General features: G+C 31.6%; 20 protein-coding genes and 1 tRNA gene. 11 read left to right on the top strand and 10 right to left on the bottom strand.

Translation table 11 applies throughout. The features are described 5' to 3' along the window. Positions 1-10 precede the first annotated feature (10 nt). A complete protein-coding gene (locus LF887_RS13970) occupies positions 11-469 on the top strand; it encodes a lipocalin family protein (protein WP_236854858.1) in 459 nt (152 codons plus the stop codon). A gap of 54 nt (positions 470-523) precedes the next feature. Here the strand turns inward: LF887_RS13970 and LF887_RS13965 are convergent, their stop codons facing one another. The 3 genes from LF887_RS13965 to LF887_RS13955 all read right to left on the bottom strand — a co-directional run bounded on the left by LF887_RS13965 (position 524) and on the right by LF887_RS13955 (position 5,171). Continuing rightward, positions 524-859 carry a DUF962 domain-containing protein gene (locus LF887_RS13965; protein ID WP_236854857.1) on the bottom strand — a complete coding sequence of 112 codons (336 nt, stop codon included), beginning with the start codon at positions 857-859 and terminating at the stop codon, positions 524-526. 266 nt (positions 860-1,125) lie between these two features. Further along, the gene (locus LF887_RS13960) at positions 1,126-2,814 is read right to left on the bottom strand and encodes an APC family permease (protein ID WP_236854856.1); all 1,689 of its coding nucleotides are present in this window, start codon (positions 2,812-2,814) and stop codon (positions 1,126-1,128) included. A gap of 104 nt (positions 2,815-2,918) precedes the next feature. Next, a complete protein-coding gene (locus LF887_RS13955; protein WP_236854855.1) occupies positions 2,919-5,171 on the bottom strand; it encodes a CocE/NonD family hydrolase in 2,253 nt (750 codons plus the stop codon). A gap of 255 nt (positions 5,172-5,426) precedes the next feature. Here LF887_RS13955 and LF887_RS13950 point away from each other — a divergent pair, with 255 nt between their 5' ends. The 8 genes from LF887_RS13950 (at position 5,427) to LF887_RS13915 (ending at position 16,029) form a co-directional block, all read left to right on the top strand. Beyond that, the gene (locus LF887_RS13950; RefSeq protein WP_236854854.1) at positions 5,427-8,390 is read left to right on the top strand and encodes a tetratricopeptide repeat protein; all 2,964 of its coding nucleotides are present in this window, start codon (positions 5,427-5,429) and stop codon (positions 8,388-8,390) included. Between the two features lie 3 nt (positions 8,391-8,393). Further along, a complete protein-coding gene (locus LF887_RS13945) occupies positions 8,394-8,888 on the top strand; it encodes a hypothetical protein (RefSeq protein WP_236854853.1) in 495 nt (164 codons plus the stop codon). Positions 8,889-8,919: 31 nt separating this feature from the next. Further along, positions 8,920-10,689 carry a TonB-dependent receptor gene (locus tag LF887_RS13940; protein ID WP_236854852.1) on the top strand — a complete coding sequence of 590 codons (1,770 nt, stop codon included), beginning with the start codon at positions 8,920-8,922 and terminating at the stop codon, positions 10,687-10,689. 69 nt (positions 10,690-10,758) lie between these two features. After that, positions 10,759-10,830, top strand: a tRNA-Arg gene (locus LF887_RS13935). A 636-nt stretch (positions 10,831-11,466) separates the two neighbouring features. After that, positions 11,467-12,204, top strand: coding sequence for a hypothetical protein (locus LF887_RS13930; protein WP_236854851.1), 738 nt, complete (start codon positions 11,467-11,469; stop codon positions 12,202-12,204). Between the two features lie 91 nt (positions 12,205-12,295). After that, complete coding sequence (locus LF887_RS13925; RefSeq protein WP_236854850.1) at positions 12,296-13,534, top strand: HNH endonuclease; 1,239 nt, start codon at positions 12,296-12,298, stop codon at positions 13,532-13,534. A gap of 436 nt (positions 13,535-13,970) precedes the next feature. Beyond that, entirely contained in the window at positions 13,971-14,927 is a 957-nt protein-coding gene (locus LF887_RS13920; protein WP_236854849.1) for a hypothetical protein, read from the top strand. 211 nt (positions 14,928-15,138) lie between these two features. Next, positions 15,139-16,029 carry a hypothetical protein gene (locus tag LF887_RS13915; RefSeq protein WP_236854847.1) on the top strand — a complete coding sequence of 297 codons (891 nt, stop codon included), beginning with the start codon at positions 15,139-15,141 and terminating at the stop codon, positions 16,027-16,029. 195 nt (positions 16,030-16,224) lie between these two features. Here LF887_RS13915 and LF887_RS13910 read toward each other — a convergent pair whose 3' ends face one another. The 3 genes from LF887_RS13910 to LF887_RS13900 all read right to left on the bottom strand — a co-directional run bounded on the left by LF887_RS13910 (position 16,225) and on the right by LF887_RS13900 (position 17,747). Further along, positions 16,225-16,608, bottom strand: coding sequence for a hypothetical protein (locus LF887_RS13910; RefSeq protein WP_236854845.1), 384 nt, complete (start codon positions 16,606-16,608; stop codon positions 16,225-16,227). 107 nt (positions 16,609-16,715) lie between these two features. Next, positions 16,716-17,150, bottom strand: a complete 435-nt coding sequence (locus tag LF887_RS13905) for a hypothetical protein (RefSeq protein WP_236854843.1) — start codon at positions 17,148-17,150, stop codon at positions 16,716-16,718. Positions 17,151-17,297: 147 nt separating this feature from the next. Next, complete coding sequence (locus LF887_RS13900; RefSeq protein ID WP_236854842.1) at positions 17,298-17,747, bottom strand: surface-adhesin E family protein; 450 nt, start codon at positions 17,745-17,747, stop codon at positions 17,298-17,300. Between the two features lie 427 nt (positions 17,748-18,174). Here LF887_RS13900 and LF887_RS13895 point away from each other — a divergent pair, with 427 nt between their 5' ends. Further along, the gene (locus LF887_RS13895; protein ID WP_236854840.1) at positions 18,175-20,853 is read left to right on the top strand and encodes a hypothetical protein; all 2,679 of its coding nucleotides are present in this window, start codon (positions 18,175-18,177) and stop codon (positions 20,851-20,853) included. Between the two features lie 31 nt (positions 20,854-20,884). After that, positions 20,885-21,184: a hypothetical protein gene (locus LF887_RS13890; protein WP_236854838.1), complete on the top strand. Its 300-nt coding sequence runs from the start codon at positions 20,885-20,887 to the stop codon at positions 21,182-21,184. Positions 21,185-21,299: 115 nt separating this feature from the next. Here LF887_RS13890 and LF887_RS13885 read toward each other — a convergent pair whose 3' ends face one another. The 4 genes from LF887_RS13885 to LF887_RS13870 form a co-directional block, all read right to left on the bottom strand. After that, positions 21,300-22,682 carry a hypothetical protein gene (locus LF887_RS13885; protein WP_236854837.1) on the bottom strand — a complete coding sequence of 461 codons (1,383 nt, stop codon included), beginning with the start codon at positions 22,680-22,682 and terminating at the stop codon, positions 21,300-21,302. Beyond that, positions 22,679-22,969 (bottom strand): helix-turn-helix domain-containing protein, encoded by a 291-nt coding sequence (locus tag LF887_RS13880; protein ID WP_236854835.1) that lies wholly within the window; start codon positions 22,967-22,969, stop codon positions 22,679-22,681. Before LF887_RS13880 ends, LF887_RS13885 begins: the two co-directional genes overlap by 4 nt. A 141-nt stretch (positions 22,970-23,110) precedes the next feature. Further along, positions 23,111-24,208 (bottom strand): hypothetical protein, encoded by a 1,098-nt coding sequence (locus LF887_RS13875; protein WP_236854834.1) that lies wholly within the window; start codon positions 24,206-24,208, stop codon positions 23,111-23,113. Beyond that, positions 24,208-25,668, bottom strand: a complete 1,461-nt coding sequence (locus LF887_RS13870) for a tyrosine-type recombinase/integrase (RefSeq protein ID WP_236854832.1) — start codon at positions 25,666-25,668, stop codon at positions 24,208-24,210. Before LF887_RS13870 ends, LF887_RS13875 begins: the two co-directional genes overlap by 1 nt. Between the last annotated feature and the right edge of the window lie 212 nt (positions 25,669-25,880).

The raw sequence follows: 25,880 nt of genomic DNA, 5'->3' as shown, positions 1-25,880 counted from the left end.
TCACATAAATATGCACAGGATACCTTTTCTTGCGTTCTTTCTATTTCTTTCTTGTGTTATGAATGGACAGAAATTAATTCCAAACAACGTCACAGGATTTTGGAAACTAAAGGAAGCTGGATTTTATGACAACAAAAAGAAAGTAATCAAAGAATTTGATCACTGCCGTTTGATGAGAAATTATGCAATCCGGGAAGATGGTTTTGCTGTTTATAACTATATAGAAGGTACAGTGGATGATTGCAGCCCTTCCGAACCAAGACTTTCTTTTTGGAGAATTGTAGAAAACAGAATCCAGTTTTATGTAGATGACCAAAACATTCTCGAAGAAGTAGAGGTCACCTTAAATAAAGATAATACCATGACTTTTTCAAGCTACAACCCTAAACCGAGTAAAATTGATGGAGATGCTCTTGCCGAAAAAATAGTAAACACAATCCACTACGAAATTCTTGAAAAAAAATACTGATTGTAAGCACGATACTTTTTGATACAAAAATGATGTACATGTAAAGGATTTCATTTACTCATTCTGTGGCTTCTTGTCCGGCATTATAAATTTTTGTCTGAAAGTCAGAAGCTCAAAAAACAGTCTGAAATCTGAAATCAGCGACCATAAAGGATATTTAAAAGTAGCTGGTTTGTTTTTTTCAATAACGGCATGGCTGAACCATGCAAATCCATATCCGAAAATTGGCACATACCATAAGAATCTTTCTTTTCCTGAGCTGATAACGTATCCTATAACAAAAAATACGAGCAGAGTGCCTATGAAATGAAAAATCCGTGTTCCTGTTTTGCTGTGTTCAGTCAGATAAAACTGATAAAACTCACTGTATGTTTTTATTCTTTCAGACATGGTGGGCTAGTTTATTGATGGCATCGATATTATAGCAATAATGCTGCCGATTTTAAAGAATAAGGCATAAACAGTGCCAGTACAGGTCATTCTGATCTTTTCAACTCAAAGATTAACTTTCATGAATTACCATCGGCAGGTGGAAAAGGAATTGATTTTATGCCCTTATTTTCAGTTTTTGGGATGAAAAATAAAAAGGCAAAACCGCAAATAAGTCTCTTTACAGATGACCTTTTTGCGGTTTTGCCTCTTTGGAATTTTGTTTATTATTTTTGACTGTTTCTTAATTCTTTTCCAAGTTTACTATTCTTATAGCCGTAGAAAAAGTAAATCACCATTCCTATCAGGAACCACATTCCGAACCAGAACCAGTTTTCATGGCTCATCCCGGTAAGAAGGTATAAACAAGAGCTTAACCCGATTAGTGGAATAAGAGAAAGGTTTTTAACAAAAGTCACGACACATAAGATTAAGTTGATCACAATGAAGAAGCAGATAGAAGCTCTGAATTCTCCTTCCTTAGGATCAGACCAGTCTGTCAAAGTACGGAAAAACTCCGGCTGCCAGTAATAGAATCCAATTAATCCTCCAATAAAAATAACAGGGAAGATCATCTTTCCATTCACATAAGGAAGGTGGAATCTGCCTTTTATTTTTTCTTTAGCCGGAAGAAGAAGTACCCCTGCACAAACCAGTACAAAAGCGAAAATCGTTCCGATACTTGTAAAGTCAAGAATGAATGTTTTATCAGTAAACAGGATAGGGATTCCTACTACAATTCCGGTAACCACTGTTGCATAAGACGGAGTCTTATATTTAGGGTGTACCTTCTGAAACCTTGCAGGCATCAGCCCGTCACGGCTCATTGCATACCAGATTCTTGGCTGCCCCATCTGGAATACCAATAATACGGTTGTAATGGCAACTATCGCTACGAAAGAAACGACCAGTTCCATCCAGGCAACATTGGCATTGGTTTTTTCAAATATAAAGGAAAGCGGGTCTCCAACACCGTCAAACTTTTTATAGTCCACCATACCTGTTAATACCAGTGTCAGTGCAATATAGATAACCGTACATAAAACAAGAGAGATAATCATCCCTTTTGGTAATGTTTTCTGTGGGTCTTTTGTTTCCTCAGAAAGTACACTTAAGGCATCAAAGCCTATATACGCGAAAAATACTCCTGATACCGCACTCATTACTCCTGCAAAACCATTAGGCATGAAGGATGGTGATCCTGTTGCAGGGCTTATTGGCGTCCAGTTTTCAGTGTTTACATATGCGCATCCCACAAGAATTACCAGTACAATTACAGCTAGTTTTAAAATTACCAGGGAGTTGTTGAAGTTTTTACTTTCTTTTACCCCTACATAACAAAGCCATGTAATAAGACCGTTGATCACCAGGGCCGGTATATCTACAATAAACTTAAGGCTTCCGATGAGCGGGGCAGTTTTCCATGCATTCAACAGCTCTTTATTTTCTGAGCCATACTGAAAGGCTTTTCTGGCTTCTGTATAGCTGCAGGTCAGGTAATCAGGAATATGCATCCCCAGACGGCCTAAAAAGCTGGTGAAATAATCTGACCAGGAGAAGGCTACATAAATATTTCCGAAAGAATATTCCATGATCAGGGCCCAGCCGATGATCCAGGCAATCAGCTCCCCGAAACTTGCATAGGCATAAGTATACGCAGAGCCTGCAGTAGGAATTCTGCTGGCAAACTCAGCATAACATAAAGCGGTGAACCCACAGGCAAAGCCGCAAATCAAATATAGAAGGATAACACCGGGGCCGCCTCTGAAAACGGCTTCTCCCAAACTGCTGAAACTCCCAGCTCCTATAATTGCCGCAATACCAAAAAACACGATGTCCCACACGCCTAAGACTCTTAAAAGTCCCGTTGAAGTATCTGTATCTGAATAGATTTTTCTTCTAAAAAGTTGATTCATTCAATAACTATATTTGATTTGAAAAAAAGCAAATGTAATGATTTTTTATTTTGATGTTAACAGTCGTTAACTACATTTGGATAAAATTCCTTAAACAAAGGCTTTTAGTCTTGATAGACAGGTATTTCAACATAGCTGTCATTATACCATTTTATCTCCAGAGGTTCCCCGGAATCCTTAATGGTTTCGTCACTTACATCTTTACCTGTTCCATAGTTGATCTGCCAGTTTTTATTTCTATTAACGCCTGCCAATAATACCAGTTTACTGCCCTTTTCTACCTTTTTGCTGATGAATGTCGAGTTTTTGATCGGGATTTGTTCCTTTTTCCCAGGCTGAAGAAGTTGACGTACAGAATTATCTTTTGCATAGCTTGCTCTTGCCATATGAGTAGATAATAAAAACGTTTTTCCATCCGGCTGGATCTGATATAACAAGGTGTTGGTGTCAAAATCTTTTTTATTAACAAAAACATTGAAGAGTCCCGATAAATTTCCACTGATAATAAGGTCTTTGTCAAGAACTTCGCTTTCGAAATAAACGGAATTCGTAACATACACACTATCCTGTTTGCTTACTTTATGATAAAGATATTTCGGGTTTCTGTCTTTAAAGTCGATGGTTTGTTTAGTGAATTCTTCTGCTTTCGGTTTTTCAAAAACAGAAGCGCCGTTTTTACGATCCCTAAGGTAAAACTTAAGAGTAGAAGAATGCATTCTTTCAAGACTTGGAACATGCTTCCATGTATTGGTGCTCATCACCTGGAAGTTTACTTTGTCTTTCAGAAGCTCCGGTTTTTTCCCATTTTTCAGAATGTAATCGAACCACGAAAAAGCAAGCTCATCAATACTTATTCTGGCAACAGGATCTATCAGTAGATTCCCATAGCCATAAACATAATTGTATCCGAAACTTTGAGCTCCTGCATGATCATAAGGACCGATCACTAAATAATGATCAGGGTTTTTATTGTATTTGTGGTGCTCTTTATAATAATATAATGCTCCAATCTGGTCAACATCATAATAACCTGTGGTTGTTAAAACAGGAATGTTGATTTTAGCAAAATCATTTTTATAAGGAATCATTCTTTGCCAGTATTTGTCATAACCGGGGTGATCCAGCCATCTTTGGAAGATTTTATTTGGCTTGCCGCTTATAGAATCCAGGGCTCTGAATGATTTTCCGCTTTTGTACCATGCTGTATTGATAGAGTCCCATTTTGTATAATTGTTAAAGTCTTTATCATCAGCCAGCTTATTATTGGTGACATAGCGGATCCACTGCATCATATAGCTCATGAATACATTGTTTTGAGCAGGATAGTCTATTCCTATTCCCACAGCTACCTGCGGTACAATAGTTTTCAGCGCAGGATGCAGCTTTTTTACAGCGGCCCACTGGCTGAAACCTAAATAACTTCCGCCGATCATTCCCACTTTTCCATTACTCCAGGGTTGTTTGCTTACCCAGTCTATTACTTCATACAGGTCCTCGGAGTCATGCTCAAATGGATTATTTATTCCGTCGCTGTCTCTTTTTCCACGGGTATTAACAATAGCTCCTACATAATTATAGATCGCTGCCCTTTTACCTAAGCCTTCATCCACCAGTTCTCCGGCATAAATATTATTGGTAAGAATAACGGGAAGGGGAGAGGTGTTTTCTTTTTTTCGGACAATGGTAACGGTAAGTGTGTTTCCGTTTTTTAAACTGAGTTTCTTTGTTTCAATGATGAATTTTTCCTGTTCTTTTACCTTCAGCAACTTTAATGTCTGAGGGATAATGCCGGAATAGGTTTTATAGTTTACATAATTTTTGCACAAAGCAAGAGCCGAGGCGTAATTTATACTATCTTTATCAGTCTGCTTGGCAAGGGATTTTTTCAGCGTATTTTTATAGTCATTTACATCACCATTAATAATGGAGCCTATTTTGGCAGTCAGTGGAACCGGGAGACTTTCATATTTTGTATTGAATGCAGACTGCAGAGCATTAGAGAAAACCATTTTTTGATCCTTTTCCAGCAATTTGGCCATACTGTAAATTTCATAAGCAAGGAATTTGTTCCCCGCCATATTATGGTCAGCATATTCTTTACGGTATTCAGACAAAGTGGTAATAGAGTTTTTGTAATCTTTTGCAGCGATCTGTAAGCGGAAAAGATTATCCAGAAAGGTAACCGTATATTTTGGCTTATTCTTAGGTGACTGATGTTGCGCAATTACCTGTAAAGCGAGTTCAGGCATCTGTTTTTCTAAAATGGCTGAGTCAGTTGCTGCTGTTTTCGGGAAGTAAAACTTCTGTGCCTGCATCAGATTTACAAAAATTAATGCTAAAAGTATCTTAAATTTCATTCGGTAGTACGTTTATGGTATGTTTTTAGCTTCTGTTGAAAAAGTATCAGATCAAAATATGTTTTTGATAATTGATGACTGAAATTGTTTATTTTTTAGCAGGCTAAAGTAAGAAATTTTATCATAAAATAGTGAATTGATTTCTGACTTGTTAAATCTATATTTTAGACATTAAATCTGTTAAAACTTGTTTAAACAATAAGTTTTTAATATTTTCGTTAACTTATTTAGACTAATTTTCTTATATCAAGAAGAATGAAATCAAAAAAAATACTTTTAGCGGCTGCTGTGATGTATTTCGGAATCTCCGAAGCTCAGCAGTCCCAATATTTTACACAGAAAGAAAATTACAGATTCAATCTAGCTGAAAATCTTTACCAGACCAAGATATACAACGCCTCCCAATACGAATACGCAAGACAATATTTCTACAATCAGAATTTGTCGCGTTCGAAAAAGGAGGCGGCGCAGTTTTTTGATAATGTGATTGGTGTTATCCTTCAGAAGAATCATGCTGAAGAAGGGTTAACGGCCTTCATGAAAGAATATCCGAATTCTGCTTATTTTGCTCAGGCCAACTTGCCTTTGGCAGATTATTATCTTGCTAAAAAAGATTTTGACAAAGCATTGGAAACTTTGAAAAAAGTAAATCAGTATCAGCTTTCAAAAGAAGAGAATACCCAGTATATCCTGAAGCTTGGTTATGCCAAGTTCATGACCGGAGATTCTAAAGGAGCTACTGATGCTTTGGAAGAAGCTTATAAATCGGCTGACCATTCTCAGAAAGGGGATATTGCCTATATGCTGGGTCACCTTTATTACAGCAACAGACAGAATGATAAAGCTTTTCAGTATTTTGATTCTATAAAAAATCAGGATAAATTCTCAAAACTGGTTCGTCCTTATTATGTACAGATGTATTATAATGATAAGAACTATGACAAGGCTATTTCTGAAGGAAATGCTTTACTGAGCGAGAATATTTCAGATTCTTACAAAGCAGAGGTTCATAAGATCATCGGAGAAAGTTATTTCATGAAAAATGATTATACTTCTGCCTATCCCCATTTGAAAGATTATCTTAGTGTCCAGCAGAACCCGTCTGAAAATGATTTGTATGAAATGGGATTCGTTGCTGCTCAGTTGAAAAAATATGATGAGGCGGTTTCTTATTACAACCAGCTTCTGAACAGTAACTCTGCATTATCACAGAATGCCTATTACCAATTGGGAAATGCTTATCTGGCAGTAGATAAAAAACAGGAGGCACTTTCAGCATTCCGTTCCTCTTATCAGATGGATTATGATGCTAAAGTGAAAAAACTGGCACATGAGCAGTATGCAAAGTTAAGCTATGATATCGGTAACCCGTTTGAGAGCCCTTCTGCGGTTATTCAAAGTTACATCAATGAAAATCAGAATGCAGCCAATGGTTCAGAAATGAGATCACTATTGGTAAAATCATATCTGTATTCCGGTAACTATAAAGAAACACTGAATGCTATTGACAGGCTGCAGAGTTCTACTCCTGATATCAATAAGGTAGATCAGGAAGTTTCTTACTTATTGGGTACAGAAGAATTTAACAAAGGAAATTATGATGAAGCTGAGAAATATTTCTTAAGAAGTCTTGGTTTCAATATCAATAAAGAATTTAACAGCAGAGCTTTATATTGGCTAGCACAGGTTTATTATCAGAAAGGGAACTATCCGTCTGCGATTGTACGTTATGAAAAACTTCTTAACGAGAATTTTCCTGAAAAGCAGCAGCTACCTTACGACTTAGGGTATGCTTACTTTAAATCTAAAAAATTCGATCAGGCAGCAACTTACTTCAAACAGTATCTGGCAAACCCGAAACCGGAATTTAAAAATGATGCGGAACTTCGTCTGGCAGATATTCATTATGCGAATAATGACCTGAATGAGGCAATAGCCATCTATGATAAAAATGCAGATGCAACAGACTATACGCTTTATCAGAAAGCAATGGCTTTAGGCTTCAAAGGAGATACACAGGCGAAGATCACTAATCTTAAAGGACTTCTTTCCAAATATCCGGACTCTGAATATTATGATGATGCACAATATGAAATAGGGACAGCCTATGCAGCTCAGGATGATTTTGCAAATTCAAATGATTATTTCGGAAAAGTGATCAAAACATCTTCAGATAAAGATCTGATTGCAAATGCATCTATCTACAGAGCGCAGAATTACATTGACCAGAACCAGAATGATAAAGCACTTTCTGAACTGAAATCTCTGGGAGATCAGTATAAAAATACTGCATATGCTCAAAAAATCGTACAGGCTGCTAAACCGCTCTTCACGAAAAACGGAGATGTTGCAGGATATGAAAATTTTGCCAGAAATATCGGGGTGAATGTTGACGCTTCAGAAATCGATGAGATCAACCTGTCTACCGGTAAGCAGTATTTTGCAAAGAAAGACTATAAAAATGCAATTTCTTACTATGAGAAATATCTGACGCAGAATCCTACCGGAGAAGGTCTTTATCAGGCTAAATATGAACTGGGAGAAAGTTATTATCAAACCAATAATTCAACTAAAGCATTGCTTGTTTTACAAGAAGTAGCAGGCGTTCAGAATGACTATCAGGATGATGCCCAAACCCGTTTGGCGCAGATTTTTGTTGCACAGGGAAATACTGCTGAAGCCAAGAAATATCTTGAAGGGATCAGAAACTCTTCAGATATTGGTATTAAAAACTACGCCAATGTTGAGCTGATGAAGCTGTATGCAGATGAAAAGAACTTCTCGGAAGCTGAAAAGCTGGCCAATGCGGTAATTGCCAATTCTAAAAACTCAGCAGCAGTTATTGAAACAGCAAAAGTGATCAAGGCAAGAAGTCTTATGAATTCAGGGAAAGATAAAGATGCGCAGGCTGCCTATACTTCTCTTGAAAAGTCTTCCAATACTTCGGTAGCTGCAGAAGCATTCTATGCAAAAGCTTACTATCAGAACAAAGGAAAGGCATTCAAGTCTTCCAATGAGACAATCTTTAAGCTGGCAAATAATTATTCATCAGAAGAATATTGGGGAGCAAAAGCCCTGGTGCTGATGGCTAAAAACTACATTGGTCTGAAAGATAATTATCAGGCAAGTTATACCTGTGATCAGATCATTGCCAACTATAAGGACTTCCCGGAAATTGTTGCAGAAGCTAAAGAAGTTAAAAAGCAGATCAAGAAATAAAAGATGAGAGCGTTTAAAATTTCTGCATATTCTTTCTTAGTCTCGGCTTCCCTTTGGAGCTGCATACCATCATACAATGCTTACCCTAAGGAATATCGCCATGCAAAGGCAGATTTTCCAAAGCAAAAGGCTTTTGTGATGAATAAAGAGCTTAAGCAAGAGTTTGATATTTTAAAACATTCTGGAATTTATGAAATTGTAGAAGACAGTACTCATGCAGCTAAAATAACCCTGCATCCGATGATGACGCGTACTCCTTCATGCGGAAATGCAATGATTGGAAGCATAATCACTGTCGGATTGCTGCCTTCAGGATTTCCATACGATATTGGTTATAGTTATGATGTAGCTGAGAACAATACAACGAAGAATTATAAATACAACTTACAAGTTTATCAAAGCCTTTGGCTGTTTAATATATTCAGACTGGGCAGAACTTTCCCAAAACAGTCGGGGAAAGCTTTATTAGGAAGTTATATGGCTTCTAATAATAAGTAAAATCCGTTATATTTTTTCAAATAAAGAAAATATGAACAAGAAAATTCAATTATTATCTATAATATTTTTAGGGGTTTCGCAGTTTGCGTTTTCCCAGATCAAGGAGGAGAAATTGGTTCTTAACAAAAAGAGAGAACCGGAGGTGAAGAAGATCGAGAAAAAGAAGACTTCTGTAGAAACCATTAAAAATTATCCGCCGGAGGAGAAATCCCAGAATCCCGTGAAATATAACATCACAGATGTCCCTGCTGTTTCAGACTTCAAAACTTCAACGATTCAGGGGGAAGATGTAGCTCCGAAATTTGATGCTACAGCCCAGAATAATTACGTTCAGTTTGGAATGGGTAATTACGGGAAGATTCTGTTTGACGGGAATGTGTCCAAGACTCTACAGAATAAACTTGAAGTAGGAGGGGATGTTCATGTACTTTCTACCAGCGGTCTTAAAAAAGACTATGACTGGAATTCCAAACAAACTTCAGCTGCTTTTGCAGCTTTCCTTAATTCTTACGGAGAGAAAGGAAAATTCAACATTAATGCAGAGTATGGATTGAATAACTATAATTATTACGGGATCTATGCCCTGGAACCTTCTGCTGATGTGGATCTGAAACAGAAAGTGAACCAGTTTAAAGTAAACGGATATTATGATTTCTATTCTAATGAGATCCTAAATGATGTAAGAGTGAAATCATCATTCCTGAAAGATCATTTTGATGCTCAGGAAAATCAGGTTTCCATTTTGGCTAATTTCTCCAAACATGCTGTTGAGCTTGGGAAGTCCGGGATTAACCTGAATGCTGATCTTGGTGTAGGATTGGAGGCTGTAAAAACAGATTTTGCGATCAGAGATAAAAACTCTGCTAATTTCTTCAATACAAGTCTTACTCCGAAGGTTACCTTCAGAAAAGGAGAATCTTATTTGATGTTAGGATCTTCATTTTCTTTCCTGAATGCCAAGAATTCAAACGACCTGATGGCCGAACGTCTGAAAAATAATAAAACATACTGGTTTCCACAGGCTGAATTTCAGTTTGCTGCTGCTAAAGAATTTAAATTCTATGGTGGGGTAGATGGAGGTCTTAAACTGAATACATATGGAGACCTTCTGCAGGTGAACCCATTCGTGCTTTCTGACCAGTATTTAAAGCCAACAGAGACTCAATATCATTTTTATGTAGGATTGAGAGGAGATATTGATGAGATGGTAAAATATGACTTCTCTGCAGGTTTCGGAAAAATGAGAGATATTATGTTCTTTAAAGCGAACGGGCTTTTTGATGATGTGTATACACTGAACCGTTCTGCCTACAATTTTGCCAATACATTCTCTGCAGTATATGATGACGGAAATGTAAGTGATATCAAAGGAAGTGTTCAGTATTTCCCATTGGAAAACTTAACTATCGACGGAGAATTGAGGTTTACAAAGTACAGTTTGAAGAATTTTGACAATATTTATAACGTTCCGCTGTTCAATGCAACCATTGGGGCAAAATATACAATGCTGGACAAAAAGTTACTGTTAGGCTTCAAAGGGATCTTTGCAAGTGACAGAACTACAAACTCTTATGCAATAGATGGCGTAGCCAATCCGGGGATGATTTTCCAGTCTACAGAGAACACCAATGATAAAGTTGGGGGGTATGCTGATTTAAATCTTTCCGCAGAGTATAAAATTCACAAAAATTTCAGTATTTTCGCACTCGGAAATAATCTTCTGAGCTCAAATTACCAGACGTACAAAGGATATAAAGTCTTAGGTGCACAGATTCTGGGAGGAGTGAAGATTACTTTCTAGGCTCAGGGGCTTAGGATTTAGGAATAGTTTTCACTACAACCTATTATCCAACCCCTAATTCCTGAAACAGGCTGCATAGTTTAATGGATAGAACTTTGGATTTCGGCTCCAACAGTGAGGGTTCGAATCCTTCTGCGGTCACAATGTTAAATAAACAACCTGCTGTTTTACAGTGGGTTGTTTTGTTTTTAAAAGCTAGTTTTGGTATTTGGTCAAGGTTTTGGTCAAGGCAAATGTGATAAATAGAATAATATGCTGTGAAACATATGACAATTAAAACTAATCTCTAAAATAATTTTCTTGTCTTTGTTTGATCACTCTCATAATTCAATAGCAATGAGGGTTATTACAGGAATCAGTAGAACGGCTACGAAAATATAGTATTCTTTTTCGGAGAAAAAATATTTTTTGGAGAATTATTTTCCAGAATCAAAATTCGTGATGCCGGTATGCCCTTAAAAAAGTCAAATTTCTTTTTGAAAAGAAGGGGGTGGTTTTATACACATACCTTAGCCGGAGTATTTTTATAAAAAATTTTTAGGTTACACTAAATCAATTCGAACGGTCTCTGAACTTATCCAAATTTTCTCACTTTAAAATTAAATCTGGTGTATTCATATTGATTTGACAGAGATATTGTCTAAAATAGTACACCGTACACCCTGAAAAATTAAAATCCTAACATTGGTTAAATTTATTAAGTATAAGTTTATATACATAAATAAAAACATTGCGTATATTTAGTTTTTGGGTAGCATTTTAAAACAATAATAATTAATGGATTTTAAGTATTTTTTTTTAGCAACTTCAAGTATTCGTGTTGAAGAAATTTTATCTGTAAATAATTCAACTAATGATGCAATGTTTTGGTCAGAAATACATGATGACAATCACCTTTCTTCATTCTATTTCTCTTCTTTGGCATTTAATAACTTAAATGACCCTGAAGAAATCATTAAAAGAGCTCATCAAATCCTATCAATTTTTGAAGGTATATTTAAACTTTGTGAGAAAAGGTCAAGAAAATATTTCACTCTCAATACTTTATATGATTATCAAACTAAAAAACCAATTGTATCTCCAATTTATGAGCCAGAGTTATATTTTATTGAGTTTGATCTCTCTACTCTCAAAAATTCGATAGCAACGAAAACTCACAATCCTGTTTATGACTTATTCTCCCAAATAATAAATGATAAATTTTTAACCAACTTATTTTTCTTGCTTTCCAGAAATACTGATTATAAATTACTATATATGATTTACGATGATATAAAGTATTTTCTTAAAGAAGAGGGTTCATTAGAGCTACTAAAAGAATTTGAAAATGAAATTAAAATATTTACTCATACAGCAAATAACTATGAAGTTTTAGGGTATTTTGCAAGACATGGCAGAACAAATTATGAAGCTCCAAAAAAAATAATGAGCTTAGAAGAGAGTACAGAATTAATATATAAAATTATATATAAGGTTTTATATGAAAAATTCAACATAATATTGTATAGATTATAAAAGCAAGCCTAAAAACAACTAATTTTAATTGGTCATTTTTAACTATAATTTCGAAAGCCTATATTCATTAATACTTATATATAATATTATCGTGTTAAAACAATACAAAATTTTTTTTAATATTTCCCCTCCTCCAAAAGAATTAGCGACGGAAGAATGTATTTGGTGTAAAGAAAAATCAAATAAGAATATAGCTCATATAATTTCGAAAGGTCTTTTAAGGACTGACCATTTCTCCAATAAACTATATCAATCAGTCTGTGAAAAATGCAACACTTTCTTTGGACAAAATATTGAAGATTGGATATTTAAATATTCACCAATAAGCTTTTGGATAAATAGGGACATCAAAAATACTATGAAAATAAATGATGATAAAACTATTAAATATAAAAAAATTTTTGTTTGGTTTCACAAGTTAAATGAGTGGTTTATTGCTTTAAATGAAAAATCCAATCCATTTCCCTCTCAATTAATTTGCAATAACAAGTTTGAGATTACATTTTTCTATCATTCAGGTATTGAGGATTTAAATGAAGAATTAAATTATACGTTATTAGAAAAACTTATTAATAATGTAAAACGTAATAATTATTCCTACTACATATCAGACCTATTACCAACAAACTTAAACTCACGAATTTTTGAATATAATAATAGTACTATCATAATTTCAAAAACTAAAGATTCAGCTGATTTCTTTTTAAATATTATTAAAAATTTAAAAAACATAAATACTATTAAGTTTAGAAACTTCTATTCTGACCAGAAAGAATACAAGTATTTAATCATAAACTACAAATGGTCAATTAAGAAACATTATAAACTATGTTCAAAAATTGCTTTTGAATTTTTATCATTAATTCAAGGTAGTAATTTTGTCAATAATTCAGAGTTTAATGGTTTTAAAAAATTTATGTTCGAAAAGGTAAAAAACGAATTTTCAGAAGTTTTATACATTAATGGAAAAGGAATAAATGAGAAAAGACTATCACTAAACGGATGGGTTGATGTTTCTAATGAAGCAAAAATTTCAAAAAAAACCATTATTCCAACTTTTAATTTAAATGGATTAGAAAATTTTAGCTTTTCAATAATCATTTATAAATATCATTCATATATATGCGCTTCTATTAAATTATTTGAATTTGAACCTTGTAATATTATACTTTCAAAAAGTACACAAGATTTTGAGACTATACATCTTATAACATATTCCGCAAAAGAAGATAAATTACTTTTTTATGAGACAACAACAGATTTAGAAAGTTTTGACCAAGATATAGTATTTGTTTCTGATGAAAAAAGTCTTTATCATTTAGGAAAATGACTTCAGTTTGGTGATGTTTAGATTTATTAAAATTCTATTACTTAAAAGCCCATTAATTAGGACGTTTTCCGAACTTACCCCTATTTTTCCGCTTTAAAATAAATTCTGGTATATTCAATCACTTTTATAGAGATAAGGCTTAAAATGGCACAACGTATAGTGTAAAAAATAAAATGCAAATCTTGCTCAATAGACAATTTGCCAAGCAAAACAAAAACCTCAAAAATAGCCTGTCAGTAGCGGTTTTAAACTATTTACAAGGTCTTAATATTGTGTAGATATGAATGTTTTCTATAGATTATGAGATATAGTGAATATATACCATTATCTCGCTCGTTGAGTAAAAATAAATTTTAATTTACTAATGTTTAAATATTTAATTATTAACATAATGCTTATATTAGACGTTAATTGATATTTTAAATAAAGATACTTAATGAAATCAAACAAAGTAATAGAAAAGATAATTGCTGGAATAAATAAAAATGTAAAAAATAAAAAATGGAATTGTTTGTACAATGGATGTAGCGAAAATGCTATAAATTCTCATATTTTGCAAAAAAACGGAATTCTTAATCAAATTGCACCTAATGGATTTATATATGAGATAAAGCCAAAGGATGTTTTTAAATGGGAAAATTTAGGGTTTAACGAACTAACATATTTCAAACATATAGGTACAAGCCAAGCCCATTCTTTTCCTACATTTTGTAATTACCATGATACAGAAATATTTAAAGTAATCGAAACTCATCCTATCGATTTTACAAATTATAAAAACAACTTATTATTTGCTTTTAGAACACTTGCTTCTTTTATGAGAAGAGAGGAAATAATTTTAGAGAAACATAAAAGGCTTTACAATTCAAATACAATACAAGCTATTCCATATAATCAAGGAAGTCAAAGAATTACAAAAGAGTTCATTGATTTGCATGAAATGCTAATTCATATTCGCAATAAAGAACATGAATTATTTATAAATGATATTGAAAATTCTGAAGAAAATTTCACTTTTATTGAGTTCAATTATCCATTAAAAGAAGTATATTCAAGTACAATTTTAAGTAGCCCTAATTTAAATTCAATTTATGTAAATGTATTCCCTTATAATTCTCATACAAAAATTTTGATATTTTATCTCACAAAGTCAGAAGATAAATGGACGACTGAGTTCGTTGATGGTTGGAAAAACTTGAATGAAACTGAACTTGAATTCAAACTAACAACTTACCTACTTACGAAATGTGAAAATTGGGGCATTTCTGAAACATTATATGAAAGTATAGATAGTGAAACTGAAAATAAGATTATTGAAAGCACTCAAAGTGTCTTAAAAAAACAAAAAATAATGTTGGATAATTCATTTTCACTTGATTTCAATATTTTTTAAATAAAACATCAGGCAACATTGTATTGGCAAAATGAGTGTAAATACAAAGTTGAAACATTTATTTGCCGTTGCTTTTCATATTGTTTTTTATTAATTTGGATAATCTGAAAAAGAGTAGGCTCTGTTAGTTTGAAATGAACTTTCAGTTAATCCATCCCACACTTCGCTAGTAATTTTTCGAGAGAAAACATACTGATAAAATACCTTATTAATGATAAAGTTTAGTCTTTTAGAAAATGCTATTGATTCTATCGAATATGGATTAGAATACTTTGAAAAAGCAGAGAAAGAGAAAGTTACCAAATATTATAAATATGCTATTCTTAGTTTATTTCAAGGAACGGAATTACTATTAAAAGAGTTGATTTCCCATGAAAATATTATTTATATTTTTGATAAAAATTCTTTATTCAGAAATTGTAACGATCCATTTTCTCCCAAATTAGATGAATTATATAATTGTAAATCAATAGATATAAAGGAGATTTGCATAACTATTAAGAAATTTTATCCAAATTATTTTGATAACAACTCCATAAAAATAATTGAAAAGATTGCAAAAGAAAGAAATAAGATTCAACATTTTGCGATTGATATTAATACAAATGAAATTAAAGAAAATTTGACTCTTTTATATGGAAAAGTTATAAAACCAAGTTTTGAATATCTTAACGACAATAATAAAAGTATCAAAAATATCAAAAATATTTTTGATGATAAAATTGAGGAGATATTTGGCTATCACAAGAACGCTGATTTAGAAGAAAAAATTTTAAGAACAAAAAACATTAATTACGGACGAGGATGTTGTTATAATTGTTCAAATTATTCATTGTTTGTTATTAATGAAGCCCAAAATTTATATAAAGAATTTTATTGTACTTCGTGTCCTATTAATTTAAAAGAAATTGATGAAACAAAAATTAGAGAATGTCCAGAATGTTATTGCAATTCCTTATTATATTATGATGAAACATTTCAAGGTATTTGCCTAAATACACATTGCGCAAATAATAGAGATGGTGGGGTTCTAATAGAAATGTATCCGTGTGAAGTTTGCAATGATTATGTAATTGAAGGAAAATGTTTATGTACAGAATAGCTTAACATTGTATTGATAAAGTACAAAGCGAAGCAACTTCGATTGAACATTAATTTTTTGTTCAAGTCAATAATAAAAAATGAATACGTTCTCCTAACATATCCAGATTTTAGCCCCTCAAATTTATTTTTAATACTGATATACCAAAAACAAAAGAAACGGGCTAAAATCCTGATACGCCTATGTAAAAATCAATTAATTCTTACCTCCTGTCCAAGTCCCATTCATATTTGCTGAAGTATTAATCCAAGTCCCATTTGCATTATTCCCACTCATTTGCCCTGTGAATGTTGCTCCTGAACTTGCACTACCAGCAATTGCAGAGAAATTTCCGGATTCTGAAACATTCCCGTTAACATCAAAGTCCTCATTAAATACGGCTGATGTCGTTATTCCTGTAACTTTTCCTGTTGAACTTACATTAATCTTAAATGTTCCGTGGTCTTTTGTTCCGGAATAACTTCCAGACCATTTACCCTCAAAAGGAAATGTTTGGTTATTATCATCATCGTTGCTTGAACAGGACAAAATGATGACACTGAAAATGATTGTTAATGTTGTAAAAATTAGTTTTCTCATGATGTTAAAGTTTTTGTTTGTTAATGATTAAATTTTGATTTTTAGTGATAAAAGTATTATGAATCTATGAGTGTTTCTTACAGATAACCGTAAATAGTAAGAGTCGGTTAATATTGGCCTTTTTCTTGTTCTTTGTTTTTGCTCAAACGCTTTTTGTTAAATGTAAATACATTGACGAGCAAAAGCACATCAATAATTATTATTACTAACCTTACAAACCAATCTTTTAAAATCAATGCACCTAGATCCAGATTCAAAGATTCTTTGTAAAAGAATGGGATATAGAATAGAATAAAAATGAATGTTCCTGATAAACTAACTACAACTAATAAAATTGGTATAACGGCAAATACATAACCCACTTTATATCTTTGGAAAATCTGGAATAACCCTAAACAGGCTACAACCAAACCAAATGTCAGTTCTACGTCATTATCATGGTTATAACCATATATAATTAAAGAAATACCGCCTACAACAAAGCCTAAGAATATTAGGAAGATGAAGAGAGGTTCTAAAATTTCTTTTGGTCTAATTTTCATAATAGTATTTTTATTATTGGACTTAATAGTAAATAAGTAAGGCTAACGTAGCTATATACGTGCCCTAGATTTTTCGCTTATCTTTTAAATTTGATAGGGAAGTACCAGAATTTTAAAAGACGAGGAAAATTATAGATACGTTCAGGGCTATTTACAAACAAAATTAAACACAGCCTCAGACATTGTTTCTGGAATGACCTCGTCAATCTCACCACTTAATTTACCAGATGAAGCTACTTGGCCTTTTGAATTGTAGTTAACATACGACAACAAAGCGTATTTCTTGGAATTACAATAAATTTTCCATCTCTCTATAGAGTAATCAGACTGCTTTGTTATCCAGTTTCCTTTCTTATCCTTGTAACTCTTTGGAGCATTAACCGTTTTAACCCAACAAACATAATTCTTTGAATAGCTATCGTTTGATTCTATGTCTTTAACGTAATATTTAATTTTTGTCACGGATTCACCAAGGTACGTCCAGCCGTTAGCAATGTTTGCAAATACATGGTTGGGGACTTCTTCAATAGTTTCTGAATTTTGACAATGATAGAACGTGAATGTAAAAATGAGAGTGATAGTTAATAGGGTTTTCATAAGATAATTTATCACCCAGTTCCAAAGTATTTTGTGATTATATAAATAGAAAGGCGTGGAACTGTAGCCTATTGTTACTGAGGTACTGGTATACCTGATACACAAATAAACCACGTCCACGCCAAGCGTGAACATTAGGTCTATTTATCTCGTGTATCTTTAAATTACCAGTTTTCAGTAACAAGAATAAATAGCTAACGCAATCTATATTTTCAAATAATTATTTTTTTGCTTATGTATAAATATTTTTAGTTTCCACAAATCTATAAAATGTAATTGTACTAATCAAATTTAGTTTTCAGTTAGGTTGCTAATTGTTTACCATTTCCGTATTCTTATAGGGCTTAATTAGCTTTTTTATTATCATAATGATGAAGTGAAAATAGATAAATTATTTTAAATTTATCTATTATTAAAATTTCACAGAATGCCACCAAAACTACACAATGATGAAATTGAGCGTCAAGCGAACAATTTATTAAATGACACCTTGTCTGAATTGTTTAGAAATAAAAATTATAAACTAGTTGATAATGAATCTGGTAAAAGAGAGATTGGGACAGATTTTTACTATCAAGTCGTTGATAGAGAAACTTTGATTGATGAAATATCTTTTCTTAATCAAAACAAAGGAAAAAATGCTATTGTAAAACCTAATAAAGACACAGATTTTATTTCTTATCCTCTAAAAAGTCTAAGACATCCGTTTTCATGGTATCATAAAGTATCTGAACCATTTGTATTTACACTTTGTGATATTGTATCAAATAAGATTTATTATTATTTTATTCAAAATGATGATACTATTCCCAATAGAATAAATGAGCAGAAAAATAAAAATGTAAAAAACTTTCAAGTCTATATTCCGAAAGATAATGTTCTTAATGAGGAAAACTTTGATAAGTTTCTTGAAGAAATAAGAACAGCAAGAGTTAAACAAGTAGAAAAATTGCATGGAAATTTATTTGAGTCTCATAAATCAGACTATTCTGTTTTTAGAAAAGAAACTGAAGGGTTACATATCATAGATAAACTCTATTACATTATAGAAAAATTTGAATGTATAAAAGTTATCCCGAAAAATATTTTGAGTGAGATATTGTATTATACTTTTGGTGAAAGCACTTATGTTGGTGACATGAGCATATCTACCGATAATGAGGATTTGTATAATCTTACTAAAAGTATTTATGTTGATAGAAGAAAAAAATCTTATAGCCTTTCAAGCAATCTTATACTTGTTGAAAATCAAAAAGAAAAATTAAAATCGATAATTAGTTTCTTTATTTCTAATGCAATTAAGCACATATTTTTTCGAGGTCGGAGATTAGAAGAAGGAAATAGATTTTGTCTTCATAACCTGTTTCTTTCCGGTACATGCAATTGTGAAAGATGTACTTTTGAAAGGCTGGATATTAAAAAAACAGAATTTCTCTTAAAACAGAACAAGCCTAATTATTCAGGATATGAAAAACTAAGAAAAAGTTATGCATCATTCTTGTTTGGAGATGTGGAAAAGTCAATAGATATACTTTTGGATATTTACAATAATGAAGATAAGAATAAAAACCCTATAACCTATCTAACAGCAAAATTGAATCTATTGGAGTTAAAACAATTGTGTGAAAATAGTTTTTATTTCGATGATGAAATAAAAAAGAAGTTTGTTCATATCGAAGATAAGTCCGAAGAAAAATTTATTCTTGACAATGCTCAACACTTCTTAGACATATACAAAACAGTAAGAGACTTTCGATTTGTGTACAGAAATATTGTTTACATAGATAATTTGCTGTTCGAACTACAAAAAACAAGATTAAATGATAAACAAGGCGGTTGGACTTCTGATAACCAACTTTTTGATTTAGAAAGCAATTTTGTTAGAGTTCATAATTTTTTTGAATTCAATTTTATTATACTGAACCAGTATCAAGAATATGAACAATTATGTAGAAAAATATTAGAAGGTTTTTTGATTATTTACACATTAAAAAATCCTGATTATGAAAAGTACAAGTTTGATTTTAAGACTATCGAAATGTGGCTTTTTTATGTCAAAAATAAAGATGCTATTTTTTTATTGAATAAGTATAATATCAAAATAATTACAATACATAACACAGATTTAGTCTTGCAACAATTTAATGTTTATATTGATAACTTAACAAAATCAAGCACAAGTATAGAAAAAAATAAAGATAATTATAGAATTGTTCAGCGGCTAAGCAATACTATTCAAAACTTTTGTTTAATAATTTCCAAAATTGAAATTGATAATATTAGTCTAAATATCTTATTCTCAAAAGTTTTGAACTTTATCCGAATTAATAAAACTGAAAGACTTTCACTTGTAGCTGATCTGATGAAAATTGTAACAGAAAAAGAATATTCAATTTCTAAAGAGAATCTGTTAGATTTTATAAAGTTAGGTATTGATAGTAGTTTGAGAATAACCAATTCTTCGTTACTTGCAAAATATTACTTTGAAAAAGCAACCCCAGAAGAAATAATTGATATAATTAAGCAGATTAATGGCATTTCAAACATTGAGGATATTGATTTTTCTAAAAAGGATAATTATTATAAATATTGGTATGGGTTAAGTTTCTTAGACGATGAGTTACAGGCTGTAATCAAACAAAAGGTTATCAAAGAATTAGAAGATAATTTTAATACTGAATTATTTAATACGGCTGTTATCTTTAATACTATTACACCTCAATTAGATGATAAATTTTTAGAAAAATTCATTGAAGAAATTCCTGATTTATCACAAAATGAGGGAAGAGACGCATTTGGTTCACCTGAGAATTTTAGACTTGACCAAGTGATTAATATTTTCTATAAGTTAGAATTCCCATTTGAAAAATTGGAAAAGTACATTGATTATAATGTTTCTTCCAAAAAGGACTATTATAATTGGCTTTTGCACTTGGATACATTTGATTATTCAAAATTCAATCCTTATTGGTTAATCGGAAACAATCTGAAATATTATGTCAAAGCATTTAAAAAGTCAAAGCCACTTCTTGATTATCTAAAAAAATACCTAGAAAAGAACTATGATAGTGAGATTGCAAAATTTTACTTTGAAAATTTCACTTGATGAAATATTTTTACACTAAAATAATTTAACTATGAAAACAAAAAAAGATTTTGAAATTGAAATTGAGAAAGCCTATGAAAAATGCAGAATGAATATAATCAATGCTTCAAAAAATATTAAAAAAGAAGATGATTTGATCATTTTTTATAACAACTCAATGCAAGAGCTTTATTCATTTATGCCTTACTACAGTTTCTATATCTATTTAAGTGAACTTTCTTACGAGGACTCTTTAGAAGTGAACGGCTATGGTTTGCTGAAATCTAAAGAATTACATGATTTATATACTGAACTGTTTCTTACAAGAAGACGGGTTTTTGATAATTTATAGTAACAAAAAAGGATGCTTGATCATTTGTAATAATCTCAAGCATCCTTAATTAAGAGCTTTTCAACAATTGTAATAAAAAACCTATAACATTAGGGTATATTTCTATATTGTTTGTTTAGTAGTGTTCTCTAATTAGAGTTGTTTTTAATGTTGTTATGTTGGTGAGTTGTATTTCTACATTATTCTTTAATTTTGTTAGATGCTTTTGAGTTGTCACAAGTGAATCGTGAATACTGAACAATGGTATATCTGGATATTCTTCACTAAACTCCTTTGCTACACAATCGAGTAAACAATACGATTCTACATTAGTCAATAAACCATCAAAGCTTACTCCTATGTCTTTAATATGACTCATCACTTTAAATACACTTGGAAATTCTTGTTTAAAATTTTTTGCTTCCGGAATAGTTGTTTTGGGTTTACTAAAGAATATCTCCATAACAACATTCTTTGCTAAATCTCGTTTACTTTTAAATATAATTGTTCTGGTCGGTTGAGCAAACCATTTATTCTTTGATGAAAAATTAGAAACAACCCTATATGGTTCATCCTCTTCATTATATTTAATCTGCAATATGCTACTGAAGTATTCATAAAAATCTCCATTGATTACTAGATTGATAAAATTATCAATCTCTTCTTTATCAAGAGTAAGATTAAATAAACGTTGAATGTGCTTATTGTTCAATAGTTTTGTTGCCCCTATCTGCTTAAGCAAATCTTTGTCTTGATTCATGATTGCTTTAAGGATTACACAAAAGAAATACGGTTGGGAGGACTTAATGTCAATACTTCCTAATCTTTCACCATTATAAGTAATACAAGGTCTTAAAATCTTGTTTAATCTTGTCATTGATGAATGAAGTCTATTATCTGTATCTGGTTTAACTGAATACTGCCAATCCTTATATTTAAACTCATTAATCAAATGTCTTGCAGATGTATATTTTCTCACTTCACCTTGTTTCAGAAGTGGGTTTATGATCTCCAGTGCTTTTACCTCATCGATTTCCAATTCATCATCAAAGAACTTAATAAGATGGGGTCTTTTTTGCATGCAATATTCCCTCTTATTAAAACTTTTTTCATTTTCTTTATAATCTGTACGCTTAATAGCTTTTAGCAAGGTTTTATCTGTGATTGTGTAATTTATTACTTCACTGTTGTAGTACTCAGCAGCAATGTGATAATGATTGCATGCTCCAATATCAACTCCATAGTTACTGACCTTAATTATAAAACCTTGTTCAATCAAAAAATTAATATATTCACTGTATCTCCAATTGTAGGACAGTAATTTCTTTGAATATAGTGCAATACTACAGTCTCTCTCACAATTACCTTCTCTATAAAAGCTTGGAATACTGTTTAATAAACTCAGATAAAATACAGCCACATCTAACTTGAGTTTGATATGGCTGATTTTATTGTTTTGTTCAACGGATTTTTTTAAATCCCGCAATAGCTGTTCTTGAATAATGACTGTCTGATTCATAGAGATGCCTTATTAATAAATTCTTCAATTTCTGTTTCTTTGTAAAGTACCTTTCTGTCAATTTTGTGGGAAGGTAATTTTCCACTTTTTGTCCAGTTGTCTAAGGTTCCTATCGAAATCTTCAATTTTTTTGCGGCTTCTTTTCTAGTTAAATACTCTTCTTGTTTTGATGGCTTGCTAAATATATTTCTGGCTTGCTCAACCCCTTTTTTAATTGCTATTTCTATTATAGATTCTAGCTTTTCAGGAGTTATTTGGATTATTTCGATTTGCTGTATATTTGTCATTTTTCCTTTGTTTTAAAATTACAATACAAAGGTAGGGAGCTTATTAAACGTCCTGAAAATGGGGGGGTACAAAAAATGCAAACACTGATTGTGTCTGCATTTTTAATTTTTTAAGGGGAATAAAAAGGGAATGAAAAAGGATTATAAATTTAAAAACTCATAGTCTGATTTAATCTCTTCATTGCTTCCATTGAATTTGCTTTCTTTTCTCTGATCTCCTACACCAAAATCATATCTGTTTTCTAAATATTGGATGAGTATAGAAAGCTTTTTGTGCGGTTTTAAAAATCCTTCTAATTCAAGGAACCTACAGAAGTTGACTAATTCATTTTTCTTTCGAATCCATTTAAGGTTAATTTCATTCTTAATTAAGTATTTATGCTCGATTAGTAGGTCTTCAAATTCTAAGAAGCGATTTATTTTCTCGTGAGGTAAAAATTGTATTAGCTGGGAAATTGTTTTGTCTTTAATAATGAATGGGAATTTTTTTTCAAGATTCTTTTCAAGATTATCAAGCAGCTCAAAATGATTGGTATAAAAGCTTTGCTCAATTTTATATTCTAAAAGATTTTCTCCTAAGATTTCTTTGTACGTATAGTTATGGTAATCTGTTGGATAGTCAATATCTGAATTTAGTTCTATTGTAGTATTTTTAATCTCATTATAAATTCTATTGAGCTCGTTAGTAAGCCTTCTTTTAACATCTTTTATTTTGGTGTGTATTTGGCCAACTCTATATTTTAAATCGAGATAACTACTGTCATTACTCAACTGTGTGAGGTATCTTAAAATTTGAGTTTTAGATACGTTTAAATTATATGATTCAAATGAATCTGCATCGTAATCGAGCTTTTTAAATATAAGATTCATTAAATCTTTTTCTCTATCTAATAGATTGTCCTGATATTGAATGTATTCCTTTTCTTCCTTCAGGAAATGTTTGTAACTTTCAAAGATTGATTCTATCAACGGTTTGATTTGCTGATGTTGCTGAGCAATTTTTCGTTTGCTCCGTGATGAAAATTGTTGTAATGGTTCAATTTCTGAGAACCTAGAATACAAGGGCTTGATAACATAATTTATCAGAATAGTTTGGAATTGTCTTTCTTCTGAATTTAAAAATATCTTCTCTATGAGAGTGATAATTTCCTCTTTAGTTTGAATTGCTTCGTCATCAATCGTTACTGGGAAAGTTATTTTTGCGATGAGATTTTTCAGTGTATTTACAAGCTTTTCCATTATGATACATTTTGAGTGATGCTAATGATTTTTGCTAACTCCTCTTTTTTCTCTTCACTGACTAACTTTGATAATTCGTTAAGCTGTTTTTGAAGGTCTTCTATTTGCTTAGTTTGTAAATCTACTTTCTGAAGTCTTTCATTTCTATTGACTATATTTTGTCGTCTTATTTTTTCATGTTGTCGAGTTGGTTTGAAATAGCCATAAAATGTTGATTCATTGGTATGTCCTGTATATGACCAAATTTCGAGTAAATCCCATCCTTCGATATATCTATTTGTACAAAAACTCCTTCTTGAGTCATGAAATACAATTTTTTCAGTAAAAGGGAAGTGTTTAAACAACATCTTTTTGTCATTAAAAACTTCTAATTGAATGGTTTTGTCTTTAAAATAGGGGATTTCTTTAAATAAGTTTTTCAGATATTTGTTTGTCTTTTGGTTGCTGATTGCAATATTCTTGATGTTGTATTGATATTTTAATAATATGTTCTCTGTATAACCAAAAAACTTAAAATCAAGATTTACGGGTCTTGCATCTTCTGAAACTTTTTGACTTAATATTTTGATAGTTTTATTTTCAGTATTTATATGAGATGGCTCTAATCTGGTTACATCACCATATCGTAGGGAGGTATGACAAGAAAGTACAAAAATATCTCTTACTCTTTCTAAGCTTGGTTTATTGCTAAAATCATATTCATACAATATTTTTATTTCTTCCTCAGTTAATGTGACAGCTACTGTTGGTGGAACCTGTACTTTAAAATCGGATAGGAGATAAGAACGATTATGTGTGTAACCTCTTTCAAAGGCTCTTTTTAGTATCTTACTGATATTTTGTACTCTGGATTTTACGGTAGAGGGCTTTAATCCGATGCCTATTAACCATCCTTGAAATTCTAGACACATTCTTTCATCAAAAGAGTCCAAATCTAAAAAATATTTTTTCTCTTTAATGAAATCTTTCAGATTGTTATATGAGAGAGTGAGTCTGGAAATTGATTCTTTTCTTAATGGTTTTCGACCTGAATTAAGGGCATTTTCCCTTTTTTGATTTAATAAACCTAATGTTTCTTGGTAAACATCATCAAATGTTTTCTTTTTTCTGTTTACTATTGTTACACTGTCATTGCTCTTGGCTTTAGCAATGATTGTTTTTAACTCTTCTTTAGAAGGTAAACGATTAAATTGCTCGTTAAAGCTTTGATGTTCTTTTGTAATAGTGGTTCGGAATCTGTTTAACTTATCATTTTCTTCTTTCTTTTGTTTTCCTGAAATGACTTTCTTGCTGATATTATCCCATTGTTCTTGTTGTATTTTAATTTCAGTTGAAAACCCAATTTGATATTCCTTGAATAAATATGTACCTAAAATCGAGCATAAACCAGTAGAATCTGCTTTCTTTAACCTAAAGGTTACACTACCAATATCACTATTATATCTCTCTTGAGTTTTCATAATAAGTTATTTTTAATTACTCAAAAGTAGAAATAAATTTTGAATTGGTCAAGGTAAAGGTCAAGGTTTATTTTGTTTTTTATTGTTTCTTAATGTTTTTTAGTATTACATAAATGCTTTATATGTAGTGTTTTTGCAGGTTTTAAAGAATGTTGAAAAATAATAAAATATAAAGGTTCGAATCCTTCTGCGGTCACAAAAGCCCCTTTTTT

It is taken from the genome of Chryseobacterium sp. MEBOG06 (assembly GCF_021869765.1).
In the GTDB taxonomy this organism is placed as follows: Bacteria; Bacteroidota; Bacteroidia; order Flavobacteriales; family Weeksellaceae; genus Chryseobacterium.
Note: the sequence above shows the minus strand (reverse complement) of the source record. Positions and strands in the feature narration are given on the sequence as shown.

What these genes read in the sequence shown, in the direction of transcription:
- LF887_RS13880 (WP_236854835.1), bottom strand. Translation starts at nt 22,969, where the DNA reads ATGACAAATATACAGCAAATCGAAATAATCCAAATAACTCCTGAAAAG.
- LF887_RS13910 (WP_236854845.1), bottom strand. Translation starts at nt 16,608, where the DNA reads ATGAGAAAACTAATTTTTACAACATTAACAATCATTTTCAGTGTCATC.
- LF887_RS13940 (WP_236854852.1), top strand. Translation starts at nt 8,920, where the DNA reads ATGAACAAGAAAATTCAATTATTATCTATAATATTTTTAGGGGTTTCG.
- LF887_RS13955 (WP_236854855.1), bottom strand. Translation starts at nt 5,171, where the DNA reads ATGAAATTTAAGATACTTTTAGCATTAATTTTTGTAAATCTGATGCAG.
- LF887_RS13930 (WP_236854851.1), top strand. Translation starts at nt 11,467, where the DNA reads ATGGATTTTAAGTATTTTTTTTTAGCAACTTCAAGTATTCGTGTTGAA.
- LF887_RS13900 (WP_236854842.1), bottom strand. Translation starts at nt 17,747, where the DNA reads ATGAAAACCCTATTAACTATCACTCTCATTTTTACATTCACGTTCTAT.
- LF887_RS13895 (WP_236854840.1), top strand. Translation starts at nt 18,175, where the DNA reads ATGCCACCAAAACTACACAATGATGAAATTGAGCGTCAAGCGAACAAT.
- LF887_RS13920 (WP_236854849.1), top strand. Translation starts at nt 13,971, where the DNA reads ATGAAATCAAACAAAGTAATAGAAAAGATAATTGCTGGAATAAATAAA.
- LF887_RS13870 (WP_236854832.1), bottom strand. Translation starts at nt 25,668, where the DNA reads ATGAAAACTCAAGAGAGATATAATAGTGATATTGGTAGTGTAACCTTT.
- LF887_RS13890 (WP_236854838.1), top strand. Translation starts at nt 20,885, where the DNA reads ATGAAAACAAAAAAAGATTTTGAAATTGAAATTGAGAAAGCCTATGAA.
- LF887_RS13915 (WP_236854847.1), top strand. Translation starts at nt 15,139, where the DNA reads ATGATAAAGTTTAGTCTTTTAGAAAATGCTATTGATTCTATCGAATAT.
- LF887_RS13945 (WP_236854853.1), top strand. Translation starts at nt 8,394, where the DNA reads ATGAGAGCGTTTAAAATTTCTGCATATTCTTTCTTAGTCTCGGCTTCC.
- LF887_RS13875 (WP_236854834.1), bottom strand. Translation starts at nt 24,208, where the DNA reads ATGGAAAAGCTTGTAAATACACTGAAAAATCTCATCGCAAAAATAACT.
- LF887_RS13905 (WP_236854843.1), bottom strand. Translation starts at nt 17,150, where the DNA reads ATGAAAATTAGACCAAAAGAAATTTTAGAACCTCTCTTCATCTTCCTA.
- LF887_RS13960 (WP_236854856.1), bottom strand. Translation starts at nt 2,814, where the DNA reads ATGAATCAACTTTTTAGAAGAAAAATCTATTCAGATACAGATACTTCA.
- LF887_RS13950 (WP_236854854.1), top strand. Translation starts at nt 5,427, where the DNA reads ATGAAATCAAAAAAAATACTTTTAGCGGCTGCTGTGATGTATTTCGGA.
- LF887_RS13885 (WP_236854837.1), bottom strand. Translation starts at nt 22,682, where the DNA reads ATGAATCAGACAGTCATTATTCAAGAACAGCTATTGCGGGATTTAAAA.
- LF887_RS13965 (WP_236854857.1), bottom strand. Translation starts at nt 859, where the DNA reads ATGTCTGAAAGAATAAAAACATACAGTGAGTTTTATCAGTTTTATCTG.
- LF887_RS13970 (WP_236854858.1), top strand. Translation starts at nt 11, where the DNA reads ATGCACAGGATACCTTTTCTTGCGTTCTTTCTATTTCTTTCTTGTGTT.